General features: G+C 72.4%; 13 protein-coding genes. 6 read left to right on the plus strand and 7 right to left on the minus strand.

Annotation, left to right across the window (positions count from 1 at the left end; all coding sequences use genetic code 11):
- Nucleotides 1–149: 149 nt before the first annotated feature.
- Nucleotides 150–3,869: a phosphodiester glycosidase family protein gene (locus tag P5G50_RS01085; protein ID WP_301209844.1), complete on the minus strand. Its 3,720-nt coding sequence runs from the start codon at nucleotides 3,867–3,869 to the stop codon at nucleotides 150–152.
- Nucleotides 3,870–4,027: 158 nt separating this feature from the next.
- Between P5G50_RS01085 and purL the strand changes: the two genes are divergently transcribed.
- Nucleotides 4,028–6,352 (plus strand): phosphoribosylformylglycinamidine synthase subunit PurL, encoded by a 2,325-nt coding sequence (purL, locus tag P5G50_RS01090; protein WP_301209845.1) that lies wholly within the window; start codon nucleotides 4,028–4,030, stop codon nucleotides 6,350–6,352.
- 120 nt (nucleotides 6,353–6,472) lie between these two features.
- Here purL and P5G50_RS01095 read toward each other — a convergent pair whose 3' ends face one another.
- A complete protein-coding gene (locus P5G50_RS01095) occupies nucleotides 6,473–7,390 on the minus strand; it encodes a DMT family transporter (protein ID WP_301209846.1) in 918 nt (305 codons plus the stop codon).
- A 104-nt stretch (nucleotides 7,391–7,494) separates the two neighbouring features.
- Between P5G50_RS01095 and P5G50_RS01100 the strand changes: the two genes are divergently transcribed.
- From P5G50_RS01100 to P5G50_RS01115, 4 genes are all read left to right on the plus strand, one after another.
- The gene (locus P5G50_RS01100; RefSeq protein WP_301209847.1) at nucleotides 7,495–8,382 is read left to right on the plus strand and encodes a LysM peptidoglycan-binding domain-containing protein; all 888 of its coding nucleotides are present in this window, start codon (nucleotides 7,495–7,497) and stop codon (nucleotides 8,380–8,382) included.
- A gap of 124 nt (nucleotides 8,383–8,506) precedes the next feature.
- The gene (locus P5G50_RS01105; RefSeq protein ID WP_301209848.1) at nucleotides 8,507–9,694 is read left to right on the plus strand and encodes an LLM class flavin-dependent oxidoreductase; all 1,188 of its coding nucleotides are present in this window, start codon (nucleotides 8,507–8,509) and stop codon (nucleotides 9,692–9,694) included.
- A gap of 46 nt (nucleotides 9,695–9,740) precedes the next feature.
- Nucleotides 9,741–10,430: a CE1759 family FMN reductase gene (locus tag P5G50_RS01110; RefSeq protein WP_301209849.1), complete on the plus strand. Its 690-nt coding sequence runs from the start codon at nucleotides 9,741–9,743 to the stop codon at nucleotides 10,428–10,430.
- Nucleotides 10,431–10,569: 139 nt separating this feature from the next.
- On the plus strand, nucleotides 10,570–12,054 hold the full coding sequence (locus P5G50_RS01115) for a glycosyltransferase (RefSeq protein WP_435870912.1): 1,485 nt from the start codon (nucleotides 10,570–10,572) through the stop codon (nucleotides 12,052–12,054).
- A gap of 28 nt (nucleotides 12,055–12,082) precedes the next feature.
- Here P5G50_RS01115 and P5G50_RS01120 read toward each other — a convergent pair whose 3' ends face one another.
- Nucleotides 12,083–12,502, minus strand: a complete 420-nt coding sequence (locus P5G50_RS01120; RefSeq protein WP_301209851.1) for an organic hydroperoxide resistance protein — start codon at nucleotides 12,500–12,502, stop codon at nucleotides 12,083–12,085.
- Between the two features lie 171 nt (nucleotides 12,503–12,673).
- On the opposite strand from P5G50_RS01120, the gene P5G50_RS01125 reads away from it, so the two are divergent.
- Nucleotides 12,674–12,967: a hypothetical protein gene (locus P5G50_RS01125; protein ID WP_301209852.1), complete on the plus strand. Its 294-nt coding sequence runs from the start codon at nucleotides 12,674–12,676 to the stop codon at nucleotides 12,965–12,967.
- Between the two features lie 28 nt (nucleotides 12,968–12,995).
- Here P5G50_RS01125 and P5G50_RS01130 read toward each other — a convergent pair whose 3' ends face one another.
- From P5G50_RS01130 to P5G50_RS01145, 4 genes are read right to left on the minus strand one after another with little or no spacing between them, the layout of a single operon-like run.
- Entirely contained in the window at nucleotides 12,996–13,943 is a 948-nt protein-coding gene (locus P5G50_RS01130; RefSeq protein WP_301209853.1) for an SDR family NAD(P)-dependent oxidoreductase, read from the minus strand.
- 4 nt (nucleotides 13,944–13,947) lie between these two features.
- The gene (locus tag P5G50_RS01135; protein ID WP_301209854.1) at nucleotides 13,948–14,262 is read right to left on the minus strand and encodes a chorismate mutase; all 315 of its coding nucleotides are present in this window, start codon (nucleotides 14,260–14,262) and stop codon (nucleotides 13,948–13,950) included.
- 44 nt (nucleotides 14,263–14,306) lie between these two features.
- Nucleotides 14,307–15,635: an FtsX-like permease family protein gene (locus tag P5G50_RS01140; protein ID WP_301209855.1), complete on the minus strand. Its 1,329-nt coding sequence runs from the start codon at nucleotides 15,633–15,635 to the stop codon at nucleotides 14,307–14,309.
- A 56-nt stretch (nucleotides 15,636–15,691) separates the two neighbouring features.
- Complete coding sequence (locus P5G50_RS01145) at nucleotides 15,692–16,393, minus strand: ABC transporter ATP-binding protein (protein ID WP_301209856.1); 702 nt, start codon at nucleotides 16,391–16,393, stop codon at nucleotides 15,692–15,694.
- Between the last annotated feature and the right edge of the window lie 63 nt (nucleotides 16,394–16,456).

A 16,456-nucleotide genomic window follows, 5' to 3' on the forward strand; every position in this document is an offset into this window, starting at 1 on the left:
CGGCAGCGTAGGAATGCTGCCACGCACCCACAACGAGGGGGTGCCTCCGCCGGATACTCGAGCCGGGGCCGCCGGGCACGCAGACCAGTGAGGCCTACCCGGCGGTCTCCGTGTCCGCGCCGCCGATGAGCGGGCGCGGACACGGCGACTTACGCGCGGCGGCGGAGGCGATGCGTCAGGAGGACGCCGCCGGCCGCCAGCACGAGCAGGGCGGTCAGGAGGAGCGGCAGTGGGTCCGCCGCTCCGGTCTCGGCCAGTGCCGAGGGGCCGGCGTCGGAGACTGCGGTCGCCTCGCTCCCGTCGCCGGAGTCGTCCACGACATCACCGTCACCGGGGCCGCCGTCACCAGGGCCGCCGTCACCAGGGCCGCCGTCACCAGGGCCGCCGTCACCCGGCCCACCGTTTCCCGGCCCACCGTCCCCCGGGTCCCCGCCACCGGGTCCGCCGGGCGCCGCCGCCACGCGCACGTCGGCCGTCGCCGTCACGCCGTTGACCGTCACGGTCAGCGTCGCGGTGCCCGCGGCGAGCGCCGTGACCTCGCCCGTCTCCGGGTTGACGCGCAGCACGCCCGTGGCGGCGACCGCCTTCTCGAGCTTCGTGCCGAGGCCGTCGTCGACGACCACGCCGTCGCCTCCCCACTGCGCCGACACCGGCCAGGCGACCGGCACCTCGCGGGTGCCGTCCTGCACGAGGGTCGCCGAGACGGCGGCCGTCTCGCCGGCGGTGAGCACGGCGGGGGCGGTCAGGCGGAGGGAGTCGACGCGCGGCTTGATCTCGGCGCGCATCCAGCGGGTGCGGTCCGCGACCGTGACGGGGTCGGTGCCCACGACGCCGGAGGAGGGGTTCAGGCCGAGCAGGGTCCAGCCGGTGAAGCCTCCGGTCGCCGGGGTGCCCGACGGGCTCTTGCCCGAGTTGCCGTTGATCAGCTGCGAGACGCCGGAGGTGCTGGTCGCCGAGAAGGCGCCGACGTGTCCGTTGATCACCGCGGCCGACTTGCCGCTGTCGGAGCGGAACTCCGCGACGCGGGCGGTGAACGCCGCCGCCTCGTAACGGTCGCCGAGCTGGCTCGCCTTGTCGGGCTGCGGGTCGTCGGCCGGGTGGTGGGCGAAGACGAGCACACCGGTGACCGAGCGATCGGCGGCCGCCGCGTCGAGCTGGTCGTCGAACCAGGCCAGCTGCGCCGGGTCGGAGCCGCGGAAGGTGCCGGCCGAGCTGTTGAGCGTGATGATGCGCGTGCCTCCGACCGTCGCCGTATGGTTCGTGGCGCCGAACACCGCCTGGAAGTTGGCGATCGAGCCTCCCATCACCTCGTGGTTGCCGGGGACGTACAGGTACGGGACGGCGTCGCCGACCTCCTCGTCGAGCACCTCCTTCGCGAGAGCGAAGTCGGCCGGGCTCGCCTCGTCGACGAAGTCGCCGTCGATGACGAGGAAGTCGGGCTTGGCCGCGACGATCTCGCGGAGCGTGCGGCGGGCGGCCTGCACGAGGTCGCTGTCGGGGTTGCGGCCGACGAACTGCGCGTCGCTCATGACGGCGATCCGCTGGCCGCGGCCGTCGACCGAGCCGTTCGCGACGACCACCGGGTCGTGGACCACGGGCGCGGCGGGCTGCTCGACGTCGGGGGCGACCACGGCCTCCAGCCCGGCGATCTCGACGTGGCCCTTGTAGCTCGCGGTCGACTTGGTCTCGAGCATGCGGATGCGCTGCAGCGACAGCGGGTACGGGGTGCCGGCCGGCACAGGGAACCGGATCTGCTTCCACCCCGTGAAGTCGACGAACGGGCCGTCGAGGTTCACGGTCGTGCCCGCGCCGTTCTTGAGCTGGATGCGCGGCCACGCGCCGGAGCCGTCGCCCTTCAGCCACAGCGTGAGCGCCTGCGGCTGGCCGGCGACCTGGCGGCCGAGGCTGCCCGCGGTGCTCATCTCGGGGAAGACGGCGTAGAAGCCGCGGGTCGCCGTGCTCGTGGTGAAGTCGTAGTCGAGGGCGAGGGCGGGCTCGCCGTTCGGGCCGGTGCTCGTCGTCATCGTGCCGGTGGCGCGGTCGGCGGCGGTCTTCCAGTCGGCGCCGTCGGAGAAGTCGGCGACGGACTCGCTGCGGTAGCCGATGGTCACGGCGACGTCGACGCTCCTGCCGCCCGCCGTGAAGGTGACGGTGGCCGAGCCGGAGCCGGTGGTCGGCGTGATGCGGAACGCGTCGCGTCCCTCCGCGGTGACCGTGACGTCGGGTCCGCTGGTGACGGCGACGTCGGCGGCCTCGAGCGGTGCGCTGAACCCGTCGCCGTCGACACCGCTGACCGTGATGGCCGCGGTCTGCCCCGGGTCGGGCAGCGCGACGACGGTGCTGCTCGGCCGGAGGCGCTGCAGGTCGCCGAGCACGCGGACGGGTGTCGTGGCGGTCTTGCCCTGCGCGGTGTAGCTCACTGTCGTGGCGCCGGGCGTCGCACCGATCACGCGGGCCGTCGCTCCGTCCACGGACGTGATGGTGGCACCGGCGGCCGCCGAGAACGTGCCCGATACCGCGACACCGGCGTTGTTCGCGTCGAGGCCGACGCCGCTCAGGGTGCGGCCGAGGCCGGGGAACACCGCGTCGCTGTCGGGGAGTGTGGAGGCGGGGGCCACCTTCACGTCCTTCGCTCCCGTCGCGGGTGCCGTCGAGAAGAAGGCGAGGCTGTTCGCCACCGCGCGCTCGGTGCCGTCCGACGGCCGGTTGATCACGGCGGGCTCCGTGGTGCCGGGCCGGCGCGCGATGAGGGTGGTCGAGCCGCCGCCGTCGAGGTTGACGGCGTTGTACGCGCCGAGGTCGAGCAGCAGACGACCGAGCTCCTGGATGGTCATGCCGCGGCCGTCGCCCTGTCGCCCGTCGATCGAGACCACGGTGACCTCGGTGCCGTCGCGGCTGACGCCGACGGCGGTGCGCGCGGCCTCCACCTGGTCCTCTGTGGTCTGCACGCCGTCGACGATCATGCGCTGCGAGCCGCCGACGGCGAGGTCGACATCGCTGCCGACGGTGACGTCGACCTGCTGGCCGACCGTCAGCGCGCCGAGCGTGGCGGCGCCGGCCTCGCGGCCGATCAGGACGCCGGTTCCGTCGGGGATGCTGGTCGGCCCGGAGACCGCGGCCGGGTCGGTGGTCACCGACTCCACGACGCCGTCCTTGACGGTGACCATTGCGACGCTCGCGGCGAGCGCATCCGGCGCTCCGAGCGGGCGGCTGAGCGGGTGGGCTCCCCAGGCGGCGGTGTACCAGCCGATCTTCCCGGAGGCCAGGCTCGGGGTGTTCACACCGCCGAGCGTGAGGGGCGCCCCGCCGTCGATCGCGACCGTCCCTGACACGAGCAGGTTCTGCACCGCCGCGACGCCGTCGGTGATGGTGAAGCTCTGCCGCGGGGATCCGGCGGCGCTGCGGACACCGGTCGTCGGCGAGATGTTCGTGCCGACCGGGGCCCCGGAGTAGTTCATGTCGAAGTAGTCGCCGTTGACGGCGGCGATCGCTCCCGAGCCCGTGATCTGCTCGCTGACGGGCGCACCTCCGGACACGCTGCCGCCGTCGAGCACGTCCAGCTTGAGCGTCGGCGTGCTGAGGTCGGCACGCATGACGTGGCCGGTGACCCAGCCCGCGGACTGCAGGCGGCGGAAGTCGGTCAGCGTCAGCCCGGGCGCGAGCGCGTCGGTGGAGGCGGTGAGGAGGCTGGAGCCGTCTCCCGCCAGGTTCAGCCCACCGGTGTCGGGGGCGGCGGCCGCGGTGTCGCCGCCGAGCGTGCTGTAGGCCGGGACCGCGGAGGCCGCGAGGCCGAGCGCCAGGGCGAGCGCGACGACGCGGGCGGGGCCCACGCGGCGGGAGGGAGGGGTGGCGACGTTCTCAGAGCGCATGCGGGGGCCTTCGTGTGCGGGCGGGGGGGTGCCATCGAACGCTAGGGATCACATGTGTATTGGCAGGGACCGGGCGGTTACGGGGACGTGAACCCGCCTCCCGCACCCCGGTAGACTGGCCCCATCCCCCCGCCGCCCGCTCAGCCTGGAGTGCCCGCGTGACCGACACCACCCTCCCGACCCAGAACGTCGTCGACACGGTCGCCAATGCGGCCGCGACGCCCGAGAAGGAGCAGCCGTACGCCGCGCTCGGCCTCAAGGACGACGAGTACGCGCGCATCCGCGAGATCCTGGGCCGCCGCCCCACCAGCGGCGAGCTGGCCATGTACTCGGTGATGTGGTCGGAGCACTGCTCGTACAAGTCGTCGAAGATCTACCTCCGCCAGTTCGGCCAGAAGGTCAGCTCGGCGATGAAGAAGAACCTCATGGTCGGCATGGGCGAGAACGCGGGCGTCGTCGACGTCGGCGAGGGCTGGGCCGTCACGTTCAAGGTGGAGTCGCACAACCACCCCTCCTACATCGAGCCGTTCCAGGGCGCGGCGACCGGTGTCGGCGGCATCGTCCGCGACATCATCTCGATGGGCGCCCGTCCGGTCGCGGTGATGGACCAGCTGCGCTTCGGCGCCATCGACGATCCCGATACCGCACGCGTCGTGCACGGCGTCGTCTCCGGCATCTCCTTCTACGGCAACTGCCTCGGCCTGCCGAACATCGGCGGCGAGACCTACTTCGACGCGGTGTACCAGGGCAACCCGCTCGTCAACGCGCTCTCGGTGGGCGTGCTGCGCCACGAGGACCTGCACCTCGCCAACGCGTCCGGCGTCGGCAACAAGGTGGTGCTGTTCGGCGCCCGCACGGGTGGAGACGGGATCGGCGGCGCGAGCATCCTCGCCTCCGACACGTTCTCGGCCGGCGGTCCCACCAAGCGCCCGGCGGTGCAGGTCGGCGACCCCTTCGCCGAGAAGGTGCTCATCGAGTGCTGCCTCGAGCTGTACCGCGACAAGCTGGTCGAGGGCATCCAGGACCTCGGCGCCGCGGGCATCTCGTGCGCGACCAGCGAGCTGGCCTCGAACGGCGACGGCGGCATGCACATCACGCTCGACCACGTGCTGCTGCGCGACCCCACCCTCACGGCGGAGGAGATCCTCATGTCCGAGAGCCAGGAGCGCATGATGGCGGTCGTCAAGCCCGAGCTGCTCGACGCCTTCCTCGCCGTCACGGCCAAGTGGGACGTCGAGACCAGCGTGCTCGGCGAGGTCACCGACACCGGCCGCCTGGTCATCGACTGGAAGGGCGAGGAGATCGTCAACGTCGACCCGCGCACGGTCGCGGTCGACGGCCCGGTGTACGAGCGCCCGGTCGCCTACCCGGCGTGGATCGACGCACTGCAGGCCGACAGCGCCTCCACCCTCCCCCGCCCCACCACCGGCGACGAGCTGCGGGAGCAGGTGCTCGCCCTCCTCGGCAGCGCCAACCTCGCCGACAAGGGCTGGATCACCGACCAGTACGACTACTTCGTCGGCGGCAACACCGCGCTCGCCTTCCCCGACGACGCCGGCATGATCCGCGTCGACGAGGAGAGCGGCCTCGGCTTCGCCATCGCGACCGACGCCAACGGCCGCTACTGCCAGCTCGACCCCAAGCAGGGCGCCAAGCTCGCCCTCGCGGAGGCGTACCGCAACGTCGCCGCCACCGGCGCCGTGCCGGCCGCGGTCACCGACTGCCTCAACTTCGGCAGCCCGGAGAACCCCGAGGTGATGTGGCAGTTCTCGCAGGCGGTCGAGGGCCTCTCCGACGCGTGCCTGGAGCTGGAGGTGCCGGTCACCGGCGGCAACGTCTCCTTCTACAACCAGACCGGCGACACCCCGATCTTCCCGACGCCGGTCGTCGGCGTGCTCGGCGTGATCGACGACGTCGCCCGCCGCATCCCCGCCGGCTGGCAGGACGAGGGCGAGAACATCTACCTGCTCGGCGTCACCCGCGAGGAGCTCGACGGCTCGGCGTGGGCCGGCACCATCCACGGTCACCTCGGCGGTCGTCCGCCCGCGGTCGACCTGGGCGGCGAGCGACGGCTGGCCGAGACGCTGCACGCGGCGGCGCAGGAGGGGCTCGTCTCCTCCGCGCACGACCTCGCCGACGGCGGTCTGGCGCAGGCCCTCGCCGAGAGCGTCATGCGCTTCGGCGTCGGCGCGCGCGTCTGGCTGGGCGAGATCACCGAGCGCGACGGCGTGGACGCGGCGACCGCCCTGTTCAGCGAGTCGACCGGCCGCGTGATCGTGTCGGTGCCCCGCGAGGACGACGTGAAGTTCCGCGGCCTGTGCGAGGGCCGGGGCATCCCGGTGCTGCGCATCGGCGTCACGGACGCCGAGGTCGGCACGCAGCCGGTGCTCGAGGTGCAGGACCTCTTCACCGTCGGCGTGGAGGAGCTGCGCGGCGTGCACCGCTCGACCCTCCCGGAGCACTTCGGGCCGACGGTCGCCTAGCGGTTCACGCAGAGGGGTCCCGACATGCCGCCTCCCGCTCCGGCGGACGGCGTGTCGGGACCCCTTTGTTTGTCACAACACGCGTCAAACCGATGCTGCGGATGCTGCGGATGGCGCGGATCAGGCGGAGCGCTCGGCGACGGCCAGCTCGGCCTGCCGCCGGGTGAACAGCCGCACCCGCTGCTGCGTCAGCAGGATGCCCCCGAGCACGACCAGCGCGCCCACCGGCTCGTTCCAGCTGAGGTGCTCGCCCAGGATGAGGATGCCCAGCGCGACGCCGACGACCGGCGTCACGTACGTCACGCCGGAGGTCGCGGTCGGCCCCCACGCGCGCAGCACGTTCATGTTCCAGATGTAGACGACTCCCGTGCCGAGCGCGCCCAGCGCCAGCAGCGACAGCAGCACCGGCCATGAGAAGTCGATCGGGCTCCACGCGACGATCGGGGTCAGCACCACCATGATCGCGGCCGCCAGCCCGATGTTGAGGAACGCCGTGGTGGTCGCAGGGATGTCGCGGTGGCTGATGAACTTGCGGATGTACCCGAAGCTGAAGCCGTAACAGGTCACCGCGCCGAGGCAGGCGAGCTGGCCCCACACGCTGCCGCTCAGCGCCTCCACGCTCCACGGCCCGACGATGACCACGACGCCGACGACGCCGATCAGCACGCCGAGCACCTGGTCGCGGTTGAGCTTCTCGACCCGGAACGCGGCGGTCGCCAGGATGGCGGTCGTGATCGGCGTCACCGCGTTGTAGATGCTGGCGAGGCTCGACGAGACGTATTGCTCCGCCCAGGCGAAGAGGAGGAACGGCACGACGCAGTACGTGATCGCCACGACCACGAAGTGCAGCCAGACGATCGGCTCGCGCGGCAGCCGGCTGCGCATCACGAGCATGATCACGCCGAGGGTGAGCGCTCCGAAGACCAGCCGCGCCCAGGCCACCTGCCCGAACGAGACGCCATCGAGGGCGACCTTCATGAACAGGAAGCTGGCGCCCCAGACGAGCCCCATCGCGACGAACTGCAGAGCGACTTTCACTCCTCGACGGTAGCGGCAGCCACCGACGGTCCGCGCGCGGAAATCGGACAGGGATGGCAGAGATCCGGCCAGCGGGCCTTTGATAGCGTTCCCGAGGGGGGAACATGAACAGACGGAACAGCCCGCGTCGCGCAGCGGCTGCCGTGGGGATGCTCGCGGCGCTCACGATCGCGCTCTCGGGATGCGCGCTCTTCGCCGGCGCGGAGCCGCGGGCGGTGTCGCACACCCGGCACGCGACTCCGAAGCCCACGCGCACGCCGGCCGCGCCGACGCCGAACGCGACGCCCACCCCGACCCCGACGCCGACCGCGCCACCGGCTCCCCCGCCCACGCTCGCGTCCCTGCCGGCCGGGACGACCGTGGCGGAGGCCGACGTCGCCTCCCCCAAGGGCAGCATCCACTTCCACTACCGGGTCGTGGCCGACGGCGACAACACCTACTCGATCGAGTACTCCGGCTTCACCTCGACGGTCCCCGTGCCGATCTCGGTGACGCTGATCGACGTCCCGCCGCGGGTCGGCGACGGGATCACCTGGCACGGTGTGGGCGACCATCCCCTCGGCGGACCGACCACCTCGGCCGCGCCGTCGTCGTCGGTCCCGCTCGACAACGTCGGCAACCCGTCCGACCTCGGCACGCTCCTGACCTACTCCTCGGCACCCTCCGCGGACGGGGTCCCGGTGGAGTTGGGCCCCGGCAAGATCCTGGCCGTCGACCGGGTGCGATGGTCCATCCCGACCAGGGACACCAACGTGCACCCGGCCGACAGCGGACCACGGCCGGGCGCCAACGGCCGGGTCAGCGAGACCACCGACTCCGGAGCGCCGGCGACCTACGTTGTCGGGACCGACGACACCTTCGACGCCGTCGCGGGGCGGTTCGGGATCAGCGCCCAGGCGCTGCTCTGGCTGAACCCCGGCGAGCGCTCGTTCGACGGCGGGCTGAACCTGTTCGAGGGCACCTCCGTGAACCTCGACCCCCAGGTCCTCTGAGGCCGGCCTACCCGGCGGTGACGGGGTGCGCGAGGATGGGGCTGCGCTCCCGGGAATAGACCGGCGCCCGTCACGTTATATGCGTTTGCATACAAACGGCGAGAACGACCACAAGGAGTCAGCCATGCAGTTCGGGATCTTCTCCGTCAGCGACATCACCCGCGACCCGGTCGCGGACGCCACGCCCAGCGAGGCGGAGCGCATCGACGCGATCGTCAAGATCGCGGTCCACGCCGAGGAGGTCGGGCTCGACGTCTTCGCGGTCGGCGAGCACCACAACCCGCCCTTCTTCTCGTCGTCCCCCGCCGTGCTGCTCTCGCACATCGCGGCCCTCACCGAGCGGCTCGTGCTGTCCACCTCCACGACCCTCATCACCACCAACGACCCGGTGCGCATCGCCGAGGAGTACGCGATGCTCCAGCACCTGTCGAAGGGCCGCATGGACGTCATGCTCGGCCGCGGCAACACCGGCCCGGTGTACCCGTGGTTCGGCAAGGACATCCGCCAGAGCCTGCCGCTCGCCCTCGAGAACTACAACCTGCTGCACCGGCTGTGGCGCGAGGACGTCGTCGACTTCGAGGGCCACTTCCGCACGCCGCTGCAGGGCTTCACCTCCACCCCGCGCCCGCTCGACGACGTGGCGCCGTTCGTCTGGCACGGCAGCATCCGCACCCCGGAGATCGCCGAGCAGGCCGCCTTCTACGGCGACGGCTTCTTCGCGAACAACATCTTCTGGCCGAAGGAGCACTACCAGCGCCTGATCGCCTTCTACCGCGAGCGCTTCGAGCACTATGGCCACGGCACCGGCAAGCAGGCGATCGTCGGCCTCGGCGGCCAGGCGTACATCGCGAAGAACTCGCAGGACGCCAAGCGCGAGTTCCGCCCCTACTTCAACGAGGCCCCGGTCTACGGCAATGGCCCGACCATGGAGGAGTTCGAGGAGGCCACCCCGCTGACCGTCGGCAGCCCGCAGGAGGTCATCGACAAGACGCTGACGTTCCGCGAGTGGGCGGGCGACTATCAGCGCCAGCTGTTCCTCATGGACCACGCCGGCCTGCCGCTGTCGACCGTGCTCAAGCAGCTCGACCTGCTGGGCGAGGAGGTCGTGCCCGTGCTGCGCAAGGAGCTGGAGGCCCGCCGCGACCCCGAGGTCCCCGACGCGCCGACCCACGCCTCCCTGGTCACCGCCAAGTACGGCGACGAGGCCCCGCGCCAGCCGCGCCCGAACGCCAACCGCGGCGACAACGTGACCGGCGCCTCCCCCTACCAGGACACCGAGGAGCAGTTCCAGGCGAGCTACCCGTCGCTCTGAGCGACGGCCGGCCTGAAGCAGCGATCTCGTCTCGAAAGAAGGAATGATGACTGACACCGAGCGCCGCCCCTTCCGGGTGGTCGTGGTCAACGCGGGCGTGAGCGACCCGTCCTCCACCAAGATGCTGGCCGACCGGCTGGCCCTGCGCGTGGAGGCGGCGGCGCAGCGCGGCGGCGACACCGTCGAGACGCTGCACCTGGACCTGCGCGAGCTGCTGCCCGAGCTCTCGGGGGCGCTCGCCTCCGGGCACCTCGGCCCGAAGTTCACGAAGGCGATCGAGGCGCTGCGCGACGCCGACGGGATCATCGCGACCGCGCCCGTGTACAAGGCGGGGCCGAGCGGGCTGTTCAGCTCGTTCTTCCAGGTGCTCGACAACGACCTCCTGATCGCCAAGCCCGTGGTGCTCGGCGCGACCGCCGGCACCGCACGGCACGCGCTGGTCGTCGACGAGCAGATGCGGTCCCTGTTCGCCTTCCTGCGGACGATGACGACGCCGACCTCGGTGTTCGCCTCGACCGAGGACTGGCAGGACAAGGCGCTCGGCAAGCGCATCGACCGGGCGGCGCGCGAGCTCGTCGTGCTGATGGCGTCGGGTGTGGAGGCGCAGATCAAGGACAGCTCGTGGGAGCACTACCAGCACGTGTTCGGCTCGGCCGGCGGCAGCGAGCTGGGGATCGACCTCAATTCCGACCTGATGCGGCTCGCCGCGGGAGGGTCGCTCGGCCCGCAGAAGTGACGTGTCCGCGCGCCTGACATTCTCCACAGCGAACACCTTTCGGGGTCCCGTCCACAGCGGGGCCCCTTTCGCTTCCCCGGCGGTACCGCTTCGATAGGGTGGCGGGTAGACGAAGGGGGTTTCCGTGGACGTGCTGGCGGTGCTGCAGTGGATCGGGGTGATCGTGTGCCTGATTCTGGCGCTGAGCGGGCTCATCCCCGTCGTGGCGGCCGCGGCGACGTTCTTCACGATCCCGTTCCACGCGTGGATCAACCACTACGGCAAGGCGGCGCCGTACCTTCCGCGGGTGGCCATCGTCGTGCCGGCGTGGAACGAGGGCGCGGTGATCGGCGCCTCCATCGACCGGTTGATGAAGCTCGACTACCCGCGTGAGGCGCTGCGCATCTACGTCGTCGACGACGCCAGCACCGACGACACCCCCGACGTCGTGCGCGACCGCGCCGCGCGGTACCCCGGCAATGTGCACCTCCTGCGGCGCGAGCAGGGCGGCCAGGGCAAGGCGCACACGCTCAACCACGGCATCCGGCTGATCCTCGAGGACGACTGGATGGAGGCGCTCCTCGTGATGGACGCCGACGTCATCTACACCCCGCCGTCGCTGCGCAAGATGACCAGGCACCTCGCCGACCCCGAGGTCGGGGCGGTGTCGGCGTACATCCGCGAGGGCAGCACGTCCGGGCGCAACTATCTCACCAAGTTCATCAGCGTGGAGTACGTGCTCTCGCAGCCCGCCGCCCGCCGCGCGCAGAACGTGCTCGGCGCGCAGGCGTGCCTCGCCGGCGGCGCGCAGCTCCACTCGCGCGAGAACCTCGTGGCCATCGGCGGCCGGATCGACACGTCGTCGCTCGCAGAGGACACGATCACGACCTTCGAGACCCAGCTCAAGGGCAAGCGGGTCGTGTTCGAGCCGCACGCGCACGTGCTGGCGGAGGAGCCGGCCGCGGTCGACGCCCTCTGGAAGCAGCGGCTGCGCTGGGCCCGCGGCAACGTCACCGTGACGGCGCGGTACAAGAACATCTGGTTCCGGCCGTCGAAGGTGCACCACCTCGGCGCCTGGACGTTCGGGATCGTGTGGTTCAGCCTCTGGCTGCTGCCAGTGATCATGGTGGTGTCGTCGATCGGGCTCGCGGGGCTGCTGCTGCTCGACAGCACCTTCGCGACCGCGGTGTTCCGGGTGCTGTGGATCTCGGCGGCGCTCGCCTACCTGTTCGTGCTGATCCTCGGGTCGCTGACCGACGCGACGACCACGCGGCGCGAGCTCGGGCACGTCCTGCTGTTCCCCGGCATCGTCAATGTGCTCGTCATGCTCGTGGCGCTGTTCCCCGAGGTGATGCTGGTGTGGCTGCCGGGGCTGTTCGGCGCGACGCTCGATGGGCCGACGCTGTGGGTGCTGACCCTCGCGATCTACGTCTGGATCCCGTTCTCGATGGTCGTCGCCTGGCTGGCGCGGGTCTCCGAGCGCACCCGGGCGGGGCGGTGGCTGGCGCCCGCGCTGATCTACCTCGCCGGGTACGGGTCGCTGCTGTGCGCGATCACATTCGACTCCTACCTGAAGGAGCTCGCCGGCGCCGAGGCGCGGTGGGACAAGACCGAGAAGGTGGGCCGCGTCGGCGCCGAGTCGTGAGGGCGACCCGGCGCGACGCGCGCCGGGGTTACTCGACGACGGTCAGCTTGACCGGGATGTTGCCGCGGGTGGCGTTCGAGTACGGGCACACGTGGTGCGCCTTCTCGACGAGCACGTCCGCCTGCTCGCGGCCGACGCGCGGGATGTAGACGTCCAGCTCCACGGCGAGGGCGAAGCCGCCGTCGCCGTTCGGGCCGATGCCGACGCTGGCCGAGACGGCGGCGTCGGTCGTGTCGAGCTTCTCGGCGCGGCCGACCGCGTGGATCGCGCTGAGGAAGCACGCGGAGAACCCGGCCGCGAACAGCTGCTCCGGGTTGGTGCCGTCGCCGGAGCCGCCGAGCTCGCGGGGCGGGCGGGTGTCGAGGTCCAGGCGGTCGTCCTCGCTGCGGACGTGGCCGTCCCGTCCCCCTCCGGTGGCGTGCGCGATGGCGGTGTATGCGATGTCCATGCCCTCAGCCCATCCCAGCCGTCTGGATAACGGCTGGGAGACGCGTCACCATCGCGGGTGTACGGCACGCGCGGCGGTGCGCTGGCGGGCCGGGAGGCTCGGGTAGCGTTGATCCGTGCCTCCCGTCGTCCCGCCTCCCGCCGCCCCTGCCCGCAGCGGAGGAGTCGCCTGATGCGGGTGCGCGGACTGGTGCAGCCGAGCGCGACCCAGGAGGTCACCGCCGAGGCCGACGACGCCCAGACGGCGCGGGCTCTGGTCGAGGAGCAGGTCCCCGAGGGCTTCGAGCTGCTCCAGGTGCACAACGCGATGCCGCGTGGGGGCCGGGTCATCGCGACCGGCGTGATCCGCCGCACCGCGATCCAGGAGCTGGAGGCCGAGGGCGCCGACTACGCCGCCGCGCGCGAGGCGCTGCGGGCGTCCGTCCCGGCCGACCACCTCCTCCTGTCGATCGTCGTCGTCGACTGAGCAGCCCCCTCACCGCTCGCCGGAAGGGCTACGGGAGGGGGAAGGGCTGGGCGGCCGCGGCCTCCAGGAGCGGCCAGAGGCGGGCCCCGGTGCGCGGTGAGCGCGACGCGCGGGTCGGGTGCGCCTGCACCGGGATGCCCTTGGTGCGGGCGAGCGGGCCGAGGTAGTCGTCGCCGGTGAGGGCCGGGTCGAGCATGGCCCGCACCGGAGCCCAGGCGCCGTGGTCCTTGCCCTGGGTCCAGGCGGCCTGCAGGTTGTCCACGAACCGCTTCGCACGCGAGGGGTGGTTGACGCCGCGGATGCCGGGCGTGCGTCCCGAGGTCGAGTAGCCGGGGTGCACGACCAGGCTCGTGACGCCGCTCCCTGCCGCCCGCAGCCGGCGCTCCAGCTCGAAGCCGAACGCCTGCAGCGCGATCTTCGAGCCGGAGTACGCCCGCCAGGACGAGTAGGAGCGCTCGAGCTGGAGGTCGTCGAGCCGCAGCCTCCCGAGCCGCGTCGCCAGCGAGCCGAGCGAGACGATGCGGGGGCCGATGACAGGCTCGGCGGCGGCCTCCGCAGTCCGCTCCAGCGCCGGGAGCACGCGCGCGACCAGGCGGAAGTGCCCCAGCACGTTCGTCGCCAGCACCAGCTCGTTGCCGTAGCGGTCGCTGCGGCGCGTGCGCGGCGCATGCACGACGCCGGCGTTGAGGATCAGCCCGTCGAGGCGGTCGCGTTCCAGGAGGGCGTCCGCGGCGGCGTCGACGGAGGCGCGGTCAGCGACGTCGAGCGGCGTCGCCTCCACCCGGGCGCCGCGCACGCGGCGGCGGATCGCGGCGACCGCCGCCTCCGCCCGCTCCTGGTCGCGGCAGGCGAGGATCACGTGTGCGCCGGCTCCCGCGAGCTGCTCGGCGGTGAAGTAGCCCACTCCCGCGTTCGCGCCCGTGATCGCGATCGTGCGGCCCTGCGCGTCCGGCAGGTCCGCGGGGTTCCACACCATGCCGTCAGGCGCCGTTCTCGGTGGCGATGCGCTCGTGGTGGTGGATGACCTCGGCGATGATGAAGTTGAGGAACTTCTCGGCGAAGGCGGGATCGAGGTGGCTCTCCTCGGCGAGCGCGCGCAGGCGCTCGATCTGCTCACGCTCGCGCTCGGGGTCGGCGGGAGGGAGGCCGTGCGCCGCCTTGAGCGCGCCCACCTGCTGGGTGAACTTGAACCGCTCCGCCAGCATGTGGATCACGGCGGCGTCGATGTTGTCGATGCTCTGCCGGATGCTGTGCAGGCGCGCGACGGCGTCGGCGACGGACTCGTTCTCAGGCATGCTCCGACCCTAGCGGGTGGGGGAGACGGGGATGGACGGAGAGCTCACAGGCTCGGCGCCGGGTCGGCCAGCACCCTGTTCAGCACGGGCCGGGTCGCGAGCAGCGCCAGCCGCACCAGGAGCACGCCGGCGAGGAGGCATCCGGCGATCACCGCGAGGCTCAGGGGCGCGACGATCAGGCTGGCGCCGGCGAGCGGGAACACGACGACCGCCGCTGTCAGCGCCGCCGTCACCGTGGTCACGCGCAGCGGCGACATGATCGCGCGGGTGCGGGCGGCCTCCAGCTCCTCCCTCGGCATCCCGAGCCGGTCGAGGCTGACGTAGAGGTCGCGGCGGTCGAGCACGGCGGCGGCCTGATTGACGCCCGCCGAGCACGCCACCATGAGGAACGACGCCACGACGGTGATGACGATGCCCGTGCGGATGTCGGCGAGCAGCTGCGCGGACTCCTCGTCCTGCCCCATCGCGCCGAGGAGGGCGACGCCGACGCCCGCGAAGACCGCCATGAAGCTCGTCATGGCCACGCCGGACACCTGCCGCCACGCCGCCTTGGGCGACTCGAGCACCGTGCGCGCGGCGATCAGGCGGCGGGCGGTGCGTGCCCGGCGCGACTGGCGGGCGGCCACGACGCGCAGCAGCCAGGGGCCGACCAGGTTCAGCACGGCGATCGTGCCGCCGAAGCCGAGGGCCAGGATCGTCAGGATCACCACGACACCGCCGGCGAGCTGCAGGGCGCTGAGCGCGGCGAAGGCGACGGCCACCACGGCCACACCGATCAGGAGGCGCGCCCAGTGGAGGCGCGGAGCCTCCTGCTTCGTCCGCACGCCGAGCGGGGAGAGCACGACGCGACGCAGACCGACGAACGCGCTCACCGCGGCGAGCGCCCCGATCCCGACGACGCCGACCGCCAGGGCGGCAGGAGGGAGCTGCACCGCCGCCCCGAGCGGCTCCCCGCGGAACGGGATCAGGCCGACGGCCGGGGCGACGGCGACGAACACGACCGTGCCCACGACGGCTCCGGCGAGCGCCAGCACGGTCGACTCGATCACCGTGAGCGCGGTGACGAGACCGGGCGTCGCACCGAGCAGACGGAGGGTCGCCAGCCGGTCGTCGCGCCGGCGGGCGGAGAGGCGTGCGGCCGATCCCCCGAGTGCGACGAGCGGGACGACGAGCAGCGCGAGCGCGACGACGGCGAGCGCCTGATAGAGGAACGCGGTCTCGTCGGTCCAGGAGAAGAAGGCCTGCGCGCCTCCCGCCACGATGAGCAGGAGGGCGGTGACGACGGAGAAGGCGACGATCGGCAGCACGACGGTGGAGCGATCGGCGGCGCCGCGACGCGCGAACAACCACGCGAGGCGGAGTGTGGCGGTCATCGGGGTGGCGCTCCTCGGGCTGGTGGTCATCGGGGTGGCGCTCCTCGGGGCGGCGTTCACCGGGTCACCGCCTCGTCGACGATGCGGCCGTCGGCCAGGCGGACGACGCGGGAGCAGCGCGCGGCGACGTCCTCGTCGTGGGTGACGACGACGAGCGAGCGGCCGCGGCCGGTCGTGGAGGCGATCAGTGCCTCCATCACCTCCGCCGAGGTGTGCGAGTCGAGCGCGCCGGTCGGTTCGTCGGCGAAGACGACGGCGGCGCCGCCGACCTGTGCGCGGGCGATCGCGACCCGCTGGGCCTGGCCGCCGGAGAGCTGGCCGATGCGGCGGTCCTCGAAGCCGGAGAGGCCGAGCGTGGCGAGCCAGGCGGCCGCGGTCTGCTCGGCGGCGCGGCGGTCGTGGCCGGCGAGGAGGAGCGGCAGCGCGGCGTTCTCGATCGCCGTCAGCTCGGGCAGGAGGAGGCCCTGCTGGAAGACGAAGCCGAACGCCTCGCGGCGCAGCCGGCTGCGCTCCCCCTCGCCGAGGGCGGTGACCTCGATCGGACCGCGCGCGCTCGCGAGGACGACCGAGCCGGCGTCCGGCCGGATGATGCCCGCCAGGCAGTGCAGCAGCGTCGTCTTGCCCGAGCCGGAGGCGCCCATGATGGCGACGGACTCGCCGGGCAGGACGCGGAAGTCGACGCCGGCGAGGGCGGTGGCCGGGCCGTACGTCTTGGTGAGGCCGGTGGCGGCGAGGGCGGGTCTGCTGCTGGATGTCATGCCTCCAGCCTTCCGCCGCCGAGTTGTCCACACATCGGCCGACGGCGGCATCTCTCCACGGAT

The organism is Leifsonia williamsii, from assembly GCF_030433685.1.
Lineage (GTDB): Bacteria > Actinomycetota > Actinomycetes > Actinomycetales > Microbacteriaceae > Leifsonia > Leifsonia williamsii.